The organism is Stenotrophomonas sp. Steno-Z4 (assembly GCF_056393145.1).
This window is the reverse complement of sequence record NZ_JBWJPC010000002.1, coordinates 138689-155281: the sequence shown is the minus strand read 5'-3', so window position 1 is coordinate 155281 and position 16593 is coordinate 138689. Positions and strand designations below refer to the sequence as shown.

Genomic DNA, 16593 nt, shown 5'->3' with positions numbered 1-16593 from the left:
TACATGAGCCGCAAGCACGCCTTCCAGTTCCTCGACCTGCCCCGGACCATGCCGCAGCGCATTCCGGTGGAACTGCGCACCTCCGGCGACTGGGGTGAGCTGTACGGAAAGTTCGGCAAGGAAGATGCCCAGTACCAGGCCGGTCGCTGCCTGGACTGCGGCAACCCCTACTGCAGCTGGAAGTGCCCGGTACACAACGCCATTCCGCAGTGGTTGCAGCTGGTTCAGGAAAATCGCATCCACGAAGCGGCCACGCTGTGCCATTCCACCAACCCGCTGCCGGAAGTGTGCGGCCGGGTGTGCCCGCAGGACCGCCTGTGCGAAGGCAGCTGCACGCTGGAGGAATTCGGCGCGGTCACCATCGGCGCGGTGGAGAAATACATCGTCGATACCGCGCTGGCCACCGGCTGGCGGCCAGACATGGCGGCGGTGGAAAGCACCGGCAAGCGCGTAGCGGTGATCGGCGCCGGCCCGGCCGGCCTGGCCTGTGCCGACCGCCTGGCGCATGCCGGCGTGCAGGCGGTGGTGTACGACCGCTACGAACAGATCGGGGGACTGCTGCAGTTCGGCATTCCCAGCTTCAAGCTGGACAAGTCGGTGATCAGCCGCCGCCGCAACGTGCTGGAAGGCATGGGCGTGCAGTTCCGGCTGGGCGTGGAGATCGGCCGCGACGTGACCCTGGAAACGCTGCTGGCCGACTACGACGCGGTGTTCGTCGGCACCGGTGCCTACCGCTATACCGATGGCGGGCTGCCCGGGCAGGACCTGAAGAACGTGCTGCCGGCGCTGCCGTTCCTGGTGCAGAACAGCCGAATCGTCAGCGGCAGCGATGCCCACGGCCGGCCGATTGCCGGCTGGGAAGACACGCTTGCCCTGCCCGACCTGGAGGGCAAGCGCGTGGTGGTGCTGGGCGGCGGCGATACCGGCATGGACTGCGTGCGCAGCGCGGTGCGGCTGGGTGCGGCCCGGGTAACCTGCGCGTACCGCCGCGATGAAGCCAGCATGCCGGGCTCGGCGCGCGAAGTGGCCAACGCCCGCGAAGAAGGCGTGCGCTTCCTGTTCAACCGCCAGCCGCTGTCGATCGAGGCCGGTGCCGATGACGAAGCGATCGGCGTCACCGTGGTGGAAACCCACCTGGGCGAGCCCGATGCACAGGGCCGGCGCAACGCGGTGCCGATCGAGGGCAGCGAATCGCTGCTGGAAGCGGACGTGGTGATCATCGCGTTCGGCTTCTCGCCGACCGCGCCGGCATGGCTCACCGCGCAGGGCGTGGAGGCGGGCAACAACGGCCGCATCCTGGCCGGCGGCCAGGGCCGGCTGCCGTTCCAGACCGCCCACCCGCGCCTGTTCGCCGGTGGCGACGCGGTGCGCGGTGCGGACCTGGTGGTGACCGCCGTGGCCGAAGGCCGCGATGCGGCGGCGGCAATCGTGGCGCTGATCACCGCCTGACAGCGGTCACCAGGCACACTGGCGCCGGCCGTTGGCCGGCCCACGCAGTGCCGGATTCAAGCGGCGGCCCGGACCCCGGCGCGCTCGATTTCCAAGGCCAACAACAGCTGGATCTCATCCAGCTGGTCGCGGATGCGGGCATTGCCCGCATCGTCGGCGTGGTCGCACTCGATATGCGCATCCAGCATGCGCGCCAGCCCGACCAGCAGGACGTCGGCATCGCCGTGGGCCGCATGGCGCAGCAGGCGCCCCAGCGCGCGGATGCGGGCGCCGCGATCGTGGGCCAGCGTCTGCACCGACGGCGCGTTGCGGGGAGCGGAGAGAGGCATGGGGGGACTGTCCTGATTGACCGGCTGATGGCGGTCAATGTCGGTTATGGCCCCGGTAGACGGCTATGCAACTTTTACGAATTGTCGTGAAGGGCTGGTAATGTCGCGGATGCCCCACTCTCCCGGATGATTCCCATGCGCATCGGCCTGGCTGCCAATCGGCTGCACCACCACGACAAGCACGCCGCCCTGTTCCGCTGGCTGCGCGCCAGCGACACGGGGCTGCGCGAGCTGGGCGTGGAGCTGCACGCGGTCGGCCGCACCTTCGATGCCATCCAGCGGCTGGGCTTCCTGCCCGATTTCGCCACCCTGCGCCGCTACCCGAACGGCCGCGAGGGCGGCCTGATGAAGCTGGTCGCCGAGGTGGTGGGCATGGGCACGCCCGAGCGGACGCTGGATGGGGCGATCTACCTGATGGATCCGGTCGACCCGTCCTCGGTGTTCCCCGAAGCCACCGCCCTCAAGCGCCAGTGCGTGATCCACGGCAAGCCCTTCATCTCCACCGTGGCCACCGCGCGCGACTGGATCGAAGTGGAACGCGTGCACGCCGGCCTGGCCGCCGATCCCGGCGCCGATGACCTGCATGCATTCGAGCAGCACACGCTGGCGCTGATCGCGCACGATGCGATGAAGCCGGCCATGCTGGCCTTCGCCGACGAACACTTCGCGCTGCTCTCGCGCTTCCGCAGCCGCGTGGGCACCGGTACCACCGGCCAGCGCCTGAATGAACTGGCCTGGAGCCGGGGCTGGGCCAGGGACCAGGAGTGGGTGACCCGCTACCAGAGCGGCCCGATGGGCGGCGACGCGCAGATCGCCGACCAGGTGCTGGAAGGCCGCTGCCAGCGCGCGATTTTCTTCGAAGACCCGCACGTGGCGCGCCAGCACGAAGCCGACATCCAGCTGCTGGAGCGCGCGGTCACCACCGTGACCGATCAGGCGGTGTGCATCACCGCCCCGCGCGTGGCCGCACGCTGGGCGCAGGCGGCCACACTGCGCGCACGCGCATCGCCCTGATCACGGGGTGGGTATGCATCGCTGGCCAGGGCGAAATCATGCGCGCCCTGCCCCCGTCGCCACTCACTGGGGCCACTGCGGCCGCCGGCACTGAGGATGTAGCTGCCGCGCCAGTGGTCGTCGCTTTCACGGCGGTCCATGCCGTGGGTGGCGATGCTGCCCTGGCGCCGCGCGCTTTCGCGGAACAGCAGGCGGAAGCGCTTGCGATGGAACACGCTGCCGTACAGGCCACCACTGACTTCCACCCGTGGCCGTTCGCGGCCGGGCAGCAACCGTAACGGTCCGTTTCCAACGCGGCACTGCACGCACTCGGCCACGCCTTCCACGCGCACCCCGTTCTGCGACAGCATCACCAGGTACACGGCCTCGGCGTGGCGCTCAGGTCCCTGGCCGTAACGGGTCAGCGTCCACACTCCGGACACATCCGGTACGCGCGCACGCAGCATCGCCGCCGTGCCCAGCACGGCGGCAGCCAGCACATTGGTGAGCACATCGAAGGCAACCGAGGCCATCGTCGACATGGGCAATCCGGGTGGCGGCAGAAGCCGCCAGATTCGCGCGCCTCACGCAGCGATCCCATGCAACAAGGTCGAATCTGGGCACGCCCGGCGCGGTTCCGCCACCGTATGCGTAGTGCCACGCCGTGCGTGGCAACCCCACCGAAAGCGTGATTAAAGCAGCTGCCGCAGCATCGCCTTGAGCCGCCGCCCTTCCAGTTGGAAGTAATCCCGTTCCTCACGCCACGCCGGGAAGCGCTGTTCCACTTCGTCCCAGAACGCAGGCGAATGATTGGCCTGGATCAGATGGCAGAGCTCATGCACCAGCACGTACTCGAACGCCGACGGCCGCCCCAGCACCAGCGCCAGGTCCAACGCCATGCTGCCATCGGGGGCCAGCGAGCCCCATTGCGAGGACATCACCTTCAGCCGCAGGCGCGCTGGTGCGCGCGGCAGGCTGGGCAGGTAGCGCGGCAGCCACTGGCCGACATCGGCGCGGGTCTGCGCTTCGTAGAACTCGCGCAGCGCGCGCTTCACCGTGGCATCGGTACCGCGGGCCGGCAGGTGCATGCACACGCCGGTGCCGTCCAGCTCCAGGTGCGCGTAGCGCCCGGTATCCCACCGCAATGGCAGCAGTTCGCCACGCAGCGGCAGCACGCCGGGTTCGCCGATCACCAGCGGCGGGGGCAGGTTCTGCGCCTGGTAACTGCGCAGCTGCGTGGACAACCAACCGCGGTGCTGTTCGAGGAAACGTTCGCCCATCACCAGGCTGGCGCGCGGCGGCAGGGTCAGCCGCACGCCACGCTCATCCACGCTGAGCTTGATCCGGCGGGCACGCGGATCGCGCACGCGCAGCACGTCGATCTCGGCATCCTCCAGGCGCAGGCGCACGGTGTCGCGCTGCAGGGTGGGGGCAACGGCCGGGGAGATCAGGCGGCGGAGGAATCCGGGCATGGGTACAGCATAACGCCCGTGGTGCGCGGGATATGACTGCGGGGTGTAAAGGGGCGGGGCAGGACCCCGCCCGGTGCCTCAGTCGGCTTTGCTCAGCTTGAAGGCCTCTTCCAGCAGCAGGAACAGGCGGCGTACTTCGCCGCTCTGCAGGGCGAAACGGGCATCCAGCTCGGCGCGGCGGCCGTCTTCGTCGGCGTGCTCGAGCTGGTCCAGGGCGCCGTCCAGGAACTTCAGCTTGCGCACGATCAGGTCGTCGCCCAGCACGAAGGACAGGTTGTCCTCGAACACCAGGGCCAGCTTGGTCACCTGCTTGCCGGCGTCCAGGTGCTTGTCGATCTCGTCGCAGCGCAGCTCCTGGTGCTGGCATTTGACCACCGCGCCGCCCTCGGCCGGGTCCTTCATCTCGCACTCTTCGCCCAGGCTCAGCCCGGTGGGGAGCGGCTCACCGGCGATCCAGCCAGTCAGGATCGAGCGCGGCGCCACTTCCGCGTTCAGCGGCATGGCCGGGAAGCTGCCGAGCAGGCCACGGATGTCGGACATCATGTTCTCGCCTTTCTTGCTGCTCGAGCAGTCCACCGCCACGTAGCCGTGGGTCAGGTCGATCAGCGCGTCAGTGCGCGAGCTCTTCACGAAGGCACGCGGCATCAGCTCATGCAGCAGGTCGTCCTTCAGGCGCTTGCGCTCGCGCCCGCCGGGCTTGCGCCCCTCCTTCTCTTCGATCTCTTCCAGCTTGCGGGCCAGCAGGTCGTTGACCACCGCGCCCGGCAGGATCTTGTCCTCACCGCCCACGGTCAGCCACAGCGCGTCGCCGACGCGGTGCGAGAACACGGCCTTTTCCTCACGACCGAACGGGGAAATGAAACCGCGTGAACTCATTTCAAGCGGGCCTACCGGCTTGAGCAGCACCTGCGGCAGCAGGGTATCGACTTCAGAGAAATCAGTGGCGGTCGGGAAGCGGAACAGCGTCAGGTTGCGAAAGAACATGGAAATCCGGATAGGAAGGCGTGAAAGGGAAGGTCAGGGGGTGCCGTCGGTCCAGGCCGACGGCGGGCTGGGCGCGACCGCGGTGCGGCCCAGCGCCATGAAATCGAACAGGGCCGGGTCGGCCAGCTGCGACGGGTGGATGTTGCCCAGCGCACGCGCGATCTGGTCGATCCGCCCGGGGTGTTGATCCTCCCACTGCTGCAGCATCTGCGCCACCTGGCGGCGCTGCAGGTTGTCCTGGCTGCCGCACAGCGTGCACGGAATGATCGGGAAGCCGCGCGCCTGCGCATGCTGTGCGATGTCGCGCTCGCTGACATAGGCCAGCGGGCGGATCACCACGTGCTGGCCATCGTCGCTGCGCAGCTTGGGCGGCATCGCGGAGAGCTTGGCGTGGTGGAACAGGTTGAGGAAGAACGTGGCCACGCTGTCGTCGCGGTGGTGGCCGAGTGCGATCTTGCTGAAGCCATTTTCCGCCGCATGCCGGTACAGCGCGCCGCGACGCAGCCGCGAGCACAGCGAGCACATCGTGCGGCCTTCGGGAATTACCCGGCTCACCACCGAATAGGTGTCCTGTTCGATGATCTGGTAAGCCACGCCGATCGAGGCCAGGTACTCCGGCAGCACGTGTCCGGGGAAGCCCGGCTGTTTCTGGTCCAGGTTCACCGCCACCAGTTCGAAGGCCACCGGGGCCTTTTTCTGCAGCTGCAGCAGCACGTCCAGCAGGGTGTAGCTGTCCTTGCCACCGGACAGGCAGACCATGATGCGGTCGCCGTCCTCGATCATGCCGAAGTCGGCGATCGCCTGGCCCACCTGGCGGCGCAGCCTGCGCGCCAGTCTGTCCTGCGCGGCCGCGTCCGTGCGCGGGGCGCGGGGGAGCGGATCGGGCAGGGGCAGCACGGCAGGCATCCGGTCATTCTACCGGCTCGCACTGGTTGCCATCGGTGTGGGGAAGTGACTGCGTTCACTCCCGGGCGTCATGCCGGATGTGTATGCTCGACGACTGTGGATACCCTGACGCCCGAACAGATCACCGACCTGCTTGCCAACCTCCGGCAGGAGCATCGTGACCTGGATGACAAGATCCAGCGCATGGCCGCCAATGGCGAGGATGAGCTGGAGTTCAAGCGCCTGAAGCGCCGCAAGCTCCAGCTCAAGGACCGCATTGCGAAGCTGGAAGACATGTTGATTCCGGACGAGCCGGCGTAGCCGCAAGAGCGGGCGTTACGTGGGACACGCACGGCGTGTCGCTACGACGATGCGCGTAGGGACACGCCATGCGTGTCTGAGGGAAATGCGGCGACCAGAAATGATCGCCGCCGCCGTCAATCCGCGGCCACCGGTTCCTCTGGCTTCGCGGCTTCGGGGCTCACCCGCTCGATGGTGTGGCGCAGCTCGCGGCCCAGAATGAACTTGGCGTCCTTGGCCCACATGTCCAGGCGTTCGTCGAACAGCAGCTTGCTGTTCTCGTCCGGCCACACCAGGCGCAGCTCGCGCAGCTTCTGGATGAAGCCACGGAACAGGGTGCGGTCGAAGAACTCCGGCGCGGCCGGGGCGTAGAGCAGGCTCAGGCGCTGCGCGGCCTGCTGGCACAGGCTTTCCAGCTCGGCTGCGCCCAGCGTGCCCGGACCGTTCTTCACCAGCACCGAAATGGCGATGTAATACCGCTCGAATGCCTGCTGCAGCGAATGGCCGATCGCACGCAGGCGGAACACCTCGTCCGTCTGCCCGGTGTTGCGCGCCAGGATGCCGCCATCGTCGTCATTGACGTTCTGCAGCAGGCCCTCGCGCACGAACACCGCGATGGTCTGCTCGATGCGCTGGGCGAATTCGTCTTCGGTCCACGGCAGGAACAGCTCGGCCTGCAGGAACGGGTACACGGTGCGGCCCAGCTGCACCAGCCCGGTGCGGCTCATGCGGCGGTTGTTCTGGAAGCAGCACGCCACCCACGACGACGCGGTGAACAGGTGGATGACGTTGTTGCGGAAGTAGCTGAGCAGCACCGCGGTATCGCCACTGACGCTGAGCACATCGCCCAGCGGGTGCTTGATCCGGGTCAGCACGTTGATTTCCTCGGCGTGCGCGATGATCCGCTCCGGCGAATGCGGCGTGACCGTGACCCGGTCCGAATACGGCATTTCCACCAGCAGCGTCTTGCACAGCTCGATCTGCGCGATCAGGTCGGCTTCGCCCATCGCATGCTTGGGCGTGGACAGCAGCGCCAGCGCCAGCAGGTTGATCGGATTGACGTCGGCCGCGCCGTTGATGTGCACCTGGATGCGTTCGGCCAGGTGGTCCACCGTGCCCGACAGCCACGACGGCTTCTCGTCCTCGCCAACCGGCGCGCCATCCCACTCCGGTGCCTGGCGGGCCAGTACGTCATTGAGCGCGATCGGCTCGCCGAAGTTCACCACCACCTGGCCGTAGTTCTGCTTGAGCACCTTGGGGATCGACCACAGCAGCTGCCAGATCGATTCCTTTTCCTTCGGCCGCCCGGACAGCTCGTCCAGGTAGCTGCCGCCTTCCATCAGCTTTTCATAGCCGATGTACACCGGCTGGAACAGCACCGGCTTGCGCGGCTGGCGCAGGAACGCGCGCAGCGTCATCGAGATCATGCCGCCCTTGGGCTGCAGCAGGCGCCCGGTACGCGAACGGCCGCCTTCGACGAAGTATTCGATCGAATAGCCACCGGCCACCAGCTGCGCCACGTATTCGCTCAGCACCGCCGAATACAGCGCATTGCCGCGGATCGAGCGGCGGATGAAGAACGCGCCGCCCTTGCGCAGCAGCGTGCCCACCACCGGCAGGTTCAGGTTGATGCCCGCCACGATGTGCGGCGGCACGATGCCGCGGTCGTACAACAGGTAGGACAGCAGCAGGTAATCCATGTGGCTGCGGTGGCTGGGCACGTACACCACTTCATGGCCCGGCGCGGCGGCCTTGAACTTGTCCAGGTGGTGCACCAGCACGCCGGCGTAGATGCGGTTCCACACATGGCTGAGCATGAAGCTGGCCGAGCGCACCACCGGGCTGGAGTAGTCCGCGGCGATTTCCCAGGCGTAGGCGTGCGCCTTCTTCCAGGCGTCGGCCGGCTTGGTGTTGTCGCGCTTGGCCTGCGACGCGATCGCCTCGCGCACCGTGTCGGCCTCCAGCACCTTGTCCACCAGCAGGCGGCGGGTGGACAGGTCGGGCCCGATCACCGATTCGCGGATGCGGCGGAAGTGGGTGCGCAGCACGCGCTGCAGCTTGCGCACCGTACGCTCGGGGTCCAGCCCTTCGTCAACGGTGGCGCGCAGCGAGATCGGCGGGGCGAACCGCACGATGGTGCTGCGGCCGTTGAGCAGCACCGCCAGCAGGCGGCGGAAGCGGCCCACCAGCGCCCAGTTTTCCGAGAACAGCACCGCGAACCAACCGCTCTGCTTGTCCGGCGCGCGGCCGACGAAGATCGACACCGGCACCAGGTTCACGTCCAGCTCGCCGCGGGCGCGGTGGGCCTGCAGCACCTTGGCCAGCGAATCGGAATGGGTCTTGGCGCCGCGCTGTTCGGGAATCAGCGAGTTGCTGCTGCTCCGCCTCGACAGCGCCAGATAGGCCCGCCTGCGCCCGGTCGGGTCGCCGGCAATGGGCACCAGCGGCGAGGGCAGCCCGGCTTCACGGCAGGCCTTGTCCAGGATCAGCGCGTTGGACAGACCGTAGTCTTCCAGCACGTAGACCACCGGGCGGCCGTCGTCGTACTGGCCGGGGTGTTCGGGTTCGATCTTCAGCGACAGCCACGGTTCGACCAGGCGGCCCAGCAGGCGGGCCCACCACGGGCGGCGCCCGAACGAGGTGCGCGCTGCCGCGCTGACCGGGCTGGGCACGATCGCCGCCGGGTCGGTTGCGCCCGCGGTCGGGGCGTCCGCGCCGGGCACGGTGTCGGGCGACGCGGACGGGACGTCCGGCGTCTTGGGCGGCTCTTCGCCGGGGAAAGGCAGGGGATTCTGGTTCGGCATCGGCTTCATTATGGCTTAGCCGGTGCAGAAGCACCGTCCTTGACCTGCGCGGCGGCCTCTGCTTCGGCGGCCAGCTGGGCGTCATGTTCAGCTTGCGCGGCCATGGCGGCCTTCGCTTCGTCAGCCGCCTTGAGCAGTGCGTCGGTCTCTTCCAGGGTGCGCGCCAGGTACCAGTGGCCCTCGCGGCGGGTCATGCGCACCTGGGCTTCGATCTGTTCGCCGGCCAGCGGGTACTGGATCCGCAGCACGGCGGTGTCGCCCTCCTGCGACACCAGTTCGCCGCGCAGGTCGTTCATTGCCGCGTCCAGCGACAGCCCGTAACTGGCAAGCGCGGTCTTCAGCGCCTTGGCGAACGGTCCCAGCCGGCGCAGGCTGCCTTCCATGCCGGCCGCCTGCAGCTCGGCGTCGGTGGACAACCCGGCATTGCGTGCGGTGGCGGTCAACAGGGTGATGGTGGTCTTGGCGCGCTGCTTGTCGGTCAGCGGCGCGGCGGCCGCCCAGCGGCTCAGCACATCCACAACCTGGCTGTAGTGGGCGCGCTCGGCCTCGCTGTAGTCGGTCTGGTTGCGCAGGTACTGCACGCCGAACAGCCCCATCGAATGGGCCGCCTGGCGCACCCCGGTGGCCTGGCCGGCAATCTGGGTGTCGAACGAGCGCTGCAGGCGCTTGGGCGCGTCCGGCGCGGACAGCGCCGCCAGCATCGGCAGCAGCTGGCCATCCAGCGGCAGGTCGGTGAGCGGCCAGCGGCTGTGACCCTCGTCCCAGGCCGCCTGCAGGCGGGTGTACTGGGCCGGCGGCACCGAGGCGCGGGCGTAGCCCACCAGGTCGTTGTCGGCCAGCTGGCGGGCGATCTGCTGCAACGCGGCCACCGGCTCGGCGGCCGGTGCATCCGGGTCGATCGTGTCGCGCTTGCACGCCCCCACCAGCAGCAGCCCGCACAGCGACAGCGACATCACCCAGGGTCGGTAGCGCCCTGTCATCAACGGCATGGACATGAATTCGGACTTCCCCGGACCGGTCCGCATCTTGCGGCCTGCGCCCCCACAGCGGCAACCCATCCTGCCCGCCGGACCGGCAGGATGGGCGCAACCCTCTGTTTCTATTGGATATCAGTCACGCATCCAGGTGGCCTGGATGAAATCGCGCACATAGCCCTGCGATAACCGCGCGTACACCCCAGGGCGATCCGGCAGCGCGCAGCCCTCGCCCCAGCTGACCGTGCCCAGCACCGTCCAGGCGCCCTTGCGGCGCACCAGCAGCGGCCCGCCGGAGTCGCCGCTGCAGCTGTCGATGCCCTCGGCGCCGGCGCAGATCACCGCGCCGGCCTGCAGGTCCGGGTAGGCCTGCTGGCACGCGGCGAAGGTCACGAACGGGGTCTGCACTGTCTGCAGGGTGGTCGGCAGATCCTGCTCCCCGGGGAAGTCGGTCACTCCCCAGCCGATCACCGTGAAGGCGCGCCCGGGCCGCAGGTAGGCACTGTCCCGGCCCAGCAACAGCTCGGCCGGCTCGGCCTTGGGCACCGCCCGCTTGAGCTGGATCAGCGCCACGTCGTTGAGCAGGTTGCCTTCGTCGTAGGCCGGGTGGACGTGGATGGCCTTGACGTTGGAGGCGCGGCGGCGCGGCGTGGTCTTCAGCGTGGTCTCCCCGACCAGCACCGCCAGCTGCGCCGGCGGCAGCCCGTCAACACAGTGCGCGGCGGTGAGCACCCACGAGGGCGAGATCAAGGTGGCACCGCAGTTGTGCCGGGCGTGGTCCGAATCGCCGCGGCCCAGCCGCTGCAGGCTGGCCATGAACGGGTACTGGCCGGGTTCGGCGTCGCCCCCGCCGATGATGTGGGGCACGGTGTCCGGCCCGGGCTGGGCCAGCGCGGGAACCGAAACAGCAGAAAGGATCAGGCCGAACATCCAGGCCGGCCGGGAACAGATACGCATGCAGCAACTCCTTTGCGGAAAAGTGGAAACGACAGGCACAGCGCAGGGGCATGTGCCGGGTCGATTCGACGGCAAAGAAGACGGGACAACTGCGTGGTCGGTCGCGTTTCAGCGGCACCAACGATTGATGGATCCATTTCTGCGAACAGGCGCTACCTGGCACCGGGATGCAGTTCCATCCCGGTGCGTACAACCCCTACATCAGTCAGCGACGAGCGGCGCGGATCTCGTCCTGGATCGCCCGCGCAGCCGCGCGCGGGTCGGCCGCCAAGCGGATCGGGCGACCAACCACGATGGCATCGGCGCCGTCGGCGAACGCCTGGGCCACGCCCACGGTGCGCTTCTGGTCGTCGCCCACCGGGCCACCGGGGCGGATGCCCGGGCACACGATCGAGAACCCGGCGCCGGTGGCGGCGCGGATCGGGCCGGCTTCCTGGCCCGAGGCGATCACGCCGTCGATGCCGGCCGCCTGCGCGGCCAGCGCGCGTTCCACCACCACGTCGACCGGCTCGCGGTCGATGCCCATGCCACGCAGGTCCTCACGCCCCATCGAGGTCAGCACGGTCACCGCCAGCAGGCGCATGTCGCTGCTGTTGGCGGCCGCGCAGGCCTCCATCATCGCCGGGTGCCAACCATGGATGGTGGCGTAGCTCACCGGCCACTGCGACAGGCGCTTGATCACCGCCGCAGCGGTGGCCGGGATGTCGAAGAACTTCAGGTCCACGAACACGCGCTTGTCGCGCGCGGCCAGCGCATCGAGCACCTCGAAGTACTCGCCCGAGGCCAGCAGCTCCATGCCGATCTTGTAGAACGACACCGCATCGCCCAGCCGGTCCACCCAGGCCAGCGCATCCTCGCGGCCCGGCACATCGAGCGCGAAGATCAGGCGTTCGTCATCGCGCAGCGGCAGCGGGGCGCGGCTCACGGCGCGTAGTCCAGCGCAGCCCGCTTGGCGTCGTGGCGGGCCTGGCGCGACTGGCTGTAGTCGTTGTTGAACTGGGCCGGTTCGAAGCCGCCGTAGGTCGGGTTGGGCAGCATCCACCAGCGCTCGCCGAACCAGTCGTGGTACTGCTGCAGCAGCGCGTCGCGGCCGTCATTGGTGTTGGCGGTCACTTCCACGAAGTCGCCCAGCTGGTCGCCGAACTGCATCAGCACGCGGTAGTTCTGCCCGGCCAGGCGGCGGCGGCAGTTCTTTTCGCTGCCGGCCTGCTCGCAGTCCTTCACCACCGTGCCCAGGCCCAGGAACACGCTGTCATCGGCCACTGGAAGGCCTTCGGCACGCAGGTTGGCCAGGGTGGCCTCCTTGAGGTGCACGGCGCGGTTGGAGATGTACAGCAGGGTCACGCCCTTGGCGTTGGCCGCCTTGGCGAAATCGACCACGCCCGGAATGGCCTTGGCCTTCTTCTCGGCCACCCACTGGTCCCAGCTCAGTTCGTCGTACTCGCCGCCGTCGCGGACCAGGCGGGCCTGGTAGGGCGAGTTGTCCAGCACGGTTTCGTCCACGTCCAGCACCACGGCCGGCTTCAGGCCCTTGGCGGCGTTGCCGCGCTCTTCGGGCACCAGCGCATCCCAGTTGGCTTCCTTGAGCGCCTTGTCCAGGTGGTCGGCAGCGGCGCGGTAGGTCTGCTCGGTGATTGCCCGGTATTCCTGCGAACGCTGCATCCACAGCACGGCGTTAAGGTTGTCGTTGGCGGCCACGGCGGCATCGCCCTTTGCGGCAGGCGCGGCAGCGGCGGCAGCAGGGGCAGCAGCTTCGGCGGGGGTCTCGGTGCGCTTGCACGCCCCCAGCGCCATCACGGCGCAGGCAAGCACGGACAGGGAAACAGCGGTACGACGCATGGCAATCACCAGTACTGAGTTGCGCCAGTTTACCGGCTTGGCCGCCGCGGTTCATGCCGGCCGCAGGGCTCGGCTATGCTGCACGGCCCAGAAACACCCGGAGCGCGAGATGACCGACGACACCCAGACCCCTGCCCTGCCCGTGCTCAACGCGGCCCAGGCCCGTGCCCTGGGCTGCCTGATCGAGAAGGAAGCGACCACCCCGGACGCCTACCCGCTCACGGTCAACGCCACCCAGGTGGCGGCCAACCAGAAGACCGCCCGCGAGCCGGTGCTGCAGCTGTCGGCCGGCGATGTGCACCACGCCCTGCGCCAGCTGGAAACCCTGGGTCTGGCCCGCCAGCAGTTCTCCTCGCGTGCCGAGCGCTACGAGCACCGCGCCGGCAGCGCGCTGGACCTGACCCGGCAGCAGCTGGCCATCCTGGGCCTGCTGCTGCTGCGCGGCCCGCAGACGGTGAACGAGCTGCTGACCCGCAGCGAGCGCCTGTTCCAGTTCCAGGACGCCGACGAGCTGCGCCACCACGTGGAGCGCATGATCCAGCGCGGCCTGGCCGTGCTGCTGCCGCGCGCGGGCGGCCAGCGCGAAGACCGTTACATGCACCTGCTGGCCGGCCCGGTGGATGTGCAGGCGTTGGCCGAGCAGTACAAATCCGCACCGTCCAGTGGCGGCGGCAATGCCGCGCTGGAAGCGCGCGTGCAGGCGCTGGAAACCACGGTGGCCGCGTTGCAGGAACAGTTGGCCGAGATGCGCGCCCAGCTGGGCGGGTGAGATTGCGTGGGACACGCATGGCGTGTCGCTACGGCGCGGCCTGAAATCTCGTCGCACAGGCGTAGCGACACGCCATGCGTGTCCCACGCGATTGGTGGACAACCGTCAAACCTGCGGCGCCCCCGGTGTGGCAAACAGCAGCAGCGCTTCTTCATCGCGTGGTGCCGGCAGGCGCACATCGCCACGGTCTTCCATGCCCAGCTTGCGCAGTAGTGCAGCCGAGCGCAGGTTCTCCGGGGCGACGATGCCGTACAGGTCCGGGTAGCCCAGTACGTCACGCGCGTAGTGCATCACCCCGCGCGCGGCCTCGAACGCGTAGCCATGGCCTTCGTACTGCGACAGCAGCGCATAGCCCACGTCCGGCGCGGGCAGCCCATCGCGGCGCACCAGCCCGGCGTTGCCCAGCCACGCGCCGTCGCTGCGCCGGATGATGGCGTACATGCCGAACCCGTTGAGCGTGTAACTGCCGAGCACGCGTTCGGCGGTGTAATCGCGCGCCTGCGCCAGGGTGCGCACGCCACGGTCGGCGATATGGCGGATGAAACCGGGTTCATTGAGCAGCGCCAGCATGTCCGCCGCATCATGGTCGGGATCGATCAGGCGCAGGTGCAGGCGTTCGGTCTGGATCACGGCGGACATCGCGTCGCTCGCTGGCAGGAATTGGCCGATTGTGCAGGCTGTTGGAACACGTGGGTAGAGCCGACTGTTAGTCGGCTGCCTTCTGTCGGCTGCCTTCTGCAGGCGCCGCGCGAACGGCAGCCGACTGACAGTCGGCTCTACAACGTCAGTCGAACAAGGCCTCGATTGCTGCCAGGCCGGCGCTGGCGCGCTCCTTCTTGCGCGCCGCGTCTGCCACCGGGTCGGCGCCATCGCGCTGCATTTCCTCGGCCGGGATCTCGTCGAAGAAACGACTCGGCTTGAGCCTCACATGCTCGCCGAACTTGCGGGTCAGCTTGCTGTGGCTCATCCACAGCTGCACCTTGGCGCGGGTAATGCCCACGTACAGCAGGCGCCGTTCTTCCTGCAGGTTGCCCTCGTCCAGGCTGACCTGGTGCGGCAGCACGCCGTCCTCGCAGCCGACGATGAACACATACGGGAACTCCAGGCCCTTGGACGCGTGCAGGGTCATCATCCGCACCTGGTTGCCACCGTCGTCCTTGTCGTTGCGCGACAACAACGCCAGCTGCGCGGCCAGGTCGGCGGTAGAAGCGCCACGAGGACCGCCTTCGAACCACTGCGCCAGCTCTTCCAGGTTGGCCAGCCGGCGCTGGTACACCGACTCTTCCTTGCAGGTGCTGCGCAGTTCGGAGACCAGCCCCGAATCCTTCACCAGTTTCCGCACGAGGTCGCCCGAGCTCAGCTTGGGCATTTCCGCGCGCAGGTCGCGCAGGATGTCGGTGAAGCGGCTCAGGCTGTTGGCGGCGCGCGGCGGCAGCTGCGCCAGCGCGCCGATCGCCTCGGCCGCATGCGCCATCGGCAGCTCCTTGTCCGAGGCCAGCTCGGCGAGCTTGGCCAGCGTGCCGGCGCCGACTTCACGCTTGGGCGACTGCACCGCGCGCATGAACGCCGTATCGTCATCGGGGTTCACCAGCAGACGCAGCCACGACAGCGTGTCCTTCACTTCCTGGCGTTCCAGGAACGCGGTGCCGCCGGTGATGTGGTACGGCGCGCGCACCAGCTGCAGCGCCTTTTCCAGCGGCCGCGACTGGAAGTTGCCGCGGAACAGGATGCAGAAGTCGCTCCACGGAATCTGCTTGGAGGTGGCCAGGTAGGAAATCTCGGCGGCGACCTTCTCCGCCTCGTGTTCGCTGTTGCGGCACTCCCACACGCGGATGCGTTCGCCGTCGGCCTGGTCGCTCCACAGCTTCTTCAGGTGTTCATGCGGGTTGTTGGCGATCAGCGCGTTGGCCGCGCGCAGCACGCGGTTGGAGCAACGGTAATTCTGCTCAAGCTTGATGATTTCCAGCGCCGGGTAATCGCGCGCCATCTGCTGCAGGTTTTCCGGGTTGGCCCCGCGCCAGGCGTAGATGGACTGGTCATCGTCGCCCACACAGGTGAAGTTGCCGGCAGCGCCGGCCAGCTGCTTGAGCAGCCGGTACTGCGCATCGTTGGTGTCCTGGCATTCGTCGACCAGCAGGTAGCCGATGCGTTCGCGCCAGGCCAGCGCGATCTCCGGGTGCTCCTCAAGCACCTGCACCGGCAGCCGGATCAGGTCGTCGAAATCGACCGCGTTGAACGCGGTCAGGCGCAGCTGGTAGCGCTCGTAGACGCTGGCCGCTTCCTTCTCGCGGTTGCTGCGCGCTTCGGCCATCGCCTGTTCGGGCGACAGGCCGGCGTTCTTCGCACGCGAGATGAGGTTCTTCACGTCCTCGATGTCGTCCGGCTTGGCGCCGTACATCAGGTCTTTCACCTGCGAGGTGGAATCGTCGGCGTCGAAGATCGAGAAGCCGCGCTTGAGGCCTACCGCGGCATGTTCGATCTGCAGGAACTTCAGGCCCAGCGCATGGAAGGTACAGATGGTGACGTCTTCGGCGTCGCCGCCCTGCAGGCGCTTGGCCACGCGCTCGCGCATTTCCTTGGCGGACTTGTTGGTGAAGGTGATCGCCGCGATGCGCTTGGCCGGGTAACGGCGGGTGCTGATCAGCTGGGCGATCTTTTCCACGATCACGCGCGTCTTGCCGCTTCCCGCGCCGGCCAGTACCAGCAGGGGACCTTCGCAGTGCAGCACTGCCGCGCGTTGGGGGGGATTGAGACCGTGCATGCCTTCTCCGTGGGTGCCGCATTGTAACGGGCGGCGGGCCACCGGACCTGGCTTGACCTGCGCCGGGCGGTGGGATA

16 protein-coding genes are annotated in these 16593 nt (G+C 68.3%); 4 read left to right on the top strand and 12 right to left on the bottom strand.

What is annotated here, in order from left to right:
• Positions 1-3 precede the first annotated feature (3 nt).
• Entirely contained in the window at positions 4-1449 is a 1446-nt protein-coding gene (locus AC06E7_RS07150; protein ID WP_095362440.1) for an FAD-dependent oxidoreductase, read from the top strand.
• A 56-nt stretch (positions 1450-1505) separates the two neighbouring features.
• On the opposite strand, the gene AC06E7_RS07145 is transcribed toward AC06E7_RS07150, so the two are convergent.
• Complete coding sequence (locus AC06E7_RS07145) at positions 1506-1778, bottom strand: hypothetical protein (protein ID WP_095362439.1); 273 nt, start codon at positions 1776-1778, stop codon at positions 1506-1508.
• 135 nt (positions 1779-1913) lie between these two features.
• Here AC06E7_RS07145 and AC06E7_RS07140 point away from each other — a divergent pair, with 135 nt between their 5' ends.
• Entirely contained in the window at positions 1914-2792 is an 879-nt protein-coding gene (locus AC06E7_RS07140) for a methylglyoxal synthase (RefSeq protein ID WP_478063776.1), read from the top strand.
• On the opposite strand, the gene AC06E7_RS07135 is transcribed toward AC06E7_RS07140, so the two are convergent.
• The 4 genes from AC06E7_RS07135 to ttcA all read right to left on the bottom strand — a co-directional run bounded on the left by AC06E7_RS07135 (position 2711) and on the right by ttcA (position 6133).
• Positions 2711-3313 (bottom strand): hypothetical protein, encoded by a 603-nt coding sequence (locus AC06E7_RS07135; RefSeq protein ID WP_478063774.1) that lies wholly within the window; start codon positions 3311-3313, stop codon positions 2711-2713. The two genes, AC06E7_RS07140 and AC06E7_RS07135, sit on opposite strands and share 82 nt — an antisense overlap.
• A 150-nt stretch (positions 3314-3463) precedes the next feature.
• Positions 3464-4243: a M48 family metallopeptidase gene (locus AC06E7_RS07130; protein WP_068848160.1), complete on the bottom strand. Its 780-nt coding sequence runs from the start codon at positions 4241-4243 to the stop codon at positions 3464-3466.
• A 78-nt stretch (positions 4244-4321) separates the two neighbouring features.
• A complete protein-coding gene (locus AC06E7_RS07125; protein WP_068848158.1) occupies positions 4322-5227 on the bottom strand; it encodes a recombination-associated protein RdgC in 906 nt (301 codons plus the stop codon).
• 33 nt (positions 5228-5260) lie between these two features.
• Positions 5261-6133 (bottom strand): tRNA 2-thiocytidine(32) synthetase TtcA, encoded by an 873-nt coding sequence (gene ttcA / locus AC06E7_RS07120; protein WP_184126307.1) that lies wholly within the window; start codon positions 6131-6133, stop codon positions 5261-5263.
• A 96-nt stretch (positions 6134-6229) separates the two neighbouring features.
• Here ttcA and AC06E7_RS07115 point away from each other — a divergent pair, with 96 nt between their 5' ends.
• Positions 6230-6433: a YdcH family protein gene (locus tag AC06E7_RS07115; RefSeq protein ID WP_068848155.1), complete on the top strand. Its 204-nt coding sequence runs from the start codon at positions 6230-6232 to the stop codon at positions 6431-6433.
• 116 nt (positions 6434-6549) lie between these two features.
• Here the strand turns inward: AC06E7_RS07115 and plsB are convergent, their stop codons facing one another.
• The 5 genes from plsB to AC06E7_RS07090 form a co-directional block, all read right to left on the bottom strand.
• Positions 6550-9225, bottom strand: a complete 2676-nt coding sequence (plsB, locus tag AC06E7_RS07110; protein ID WP_217537844.1) for a glycerol-3-phosphate 1-O-acyltransferase PlsB — start codon at positions 9223-9225, stop codon at positions 6550-6552.
• A complete protein-coding gene (locus AC06E7_RS07105) occupies positions 9225-10211 on the bottom strand; it encodes a hypothetical protein (protein WP_478063771.1) in 987 nt (328 codons plus the stop codon). Before AC06E7_RS07105 ends, plsB begins: the two co-directional genes overlap by 1 nt.
• A gap of 114 nt (positions 10212-10325) precedes the next feature.
• Complete coding sequence (locus AC06E7_RS07100; protein ID WP_254622107.1) at positions 10326-11147, bottom strand: S1 family peptidase; 822 nt, start codon at positions 11145-11147, stop codon at positions 10326-10328.
• Positions 11148-11352: 205 nt separating this feature from the next.
• Positions 11353-12072, bottom strand: a complete 720-nt coding sequence (gene pyrF / locus AC06E7_RS07095; RefSeq protein ID WP_478063769.1) for an orotidine-5'-phosphate decarboxylase — start codon at positions 12070-12072, stop codon at positions 11353-11355.
• Positions 12069-12986, bottom strand: a complete 918-nt coding sequence (locus AC06E7_RS07090) for a 5'-nucleotidase, lipoprotein e(P4) family (protein WP_478063767.1) — start codon at positions 12984-12986, stop codon at positions 12069-12071. Before AC06E7_RS07090 ends, pyrF begins: the two co-directional genes overlap by 4 nt.
• A gap of 109 nt (positions 12987-13095) precedes the next feature.
• Here AC06E7_RS07090 and AC06E7_RS07085 point away from each other — a divergent pair, with 109 nt between their 5' ends.
• A complete protein-coding gene (locus tag AC06E7_RS07085; protein ID WP_478063765.1) occupies positions 13096-13755 on the top strand; it encodes a YceH family protein in 660 nt (219 codons plus the stop codon).
• A gap of 105 nt (positions 13756-13860) precedes the next feature.
• On the opposite strand, the gene AC06E7_RS07080 is transcribed toward AC06E7_RS07085, so the two are convergent.
• Positions 13861-14394: a GNAT family N-acetyltransferase gene (locus tag AC06E7_RS07080; protein WP_478063763.1), complete on the bottom strand. Its 534-nt coding sequence runs from the start codon at positions 14392-14394 to the stop codon at positions 13861-13863.
• A 145-nt stretch (positions 14395-14539) separates the two neighbouring features.
• A complete protein-coding gene (locus AC06E7_RS07075) occupies positions 14540-16516 on the bottom strand; it encodes a UvrD-helicase domain-containing protein (protein ID WP_478063761.1) in 1977 nt (658 codons plus the stop codon).
• Between the last annotated feature and the right edge of the window lie 77 nt (positions 16517-16593).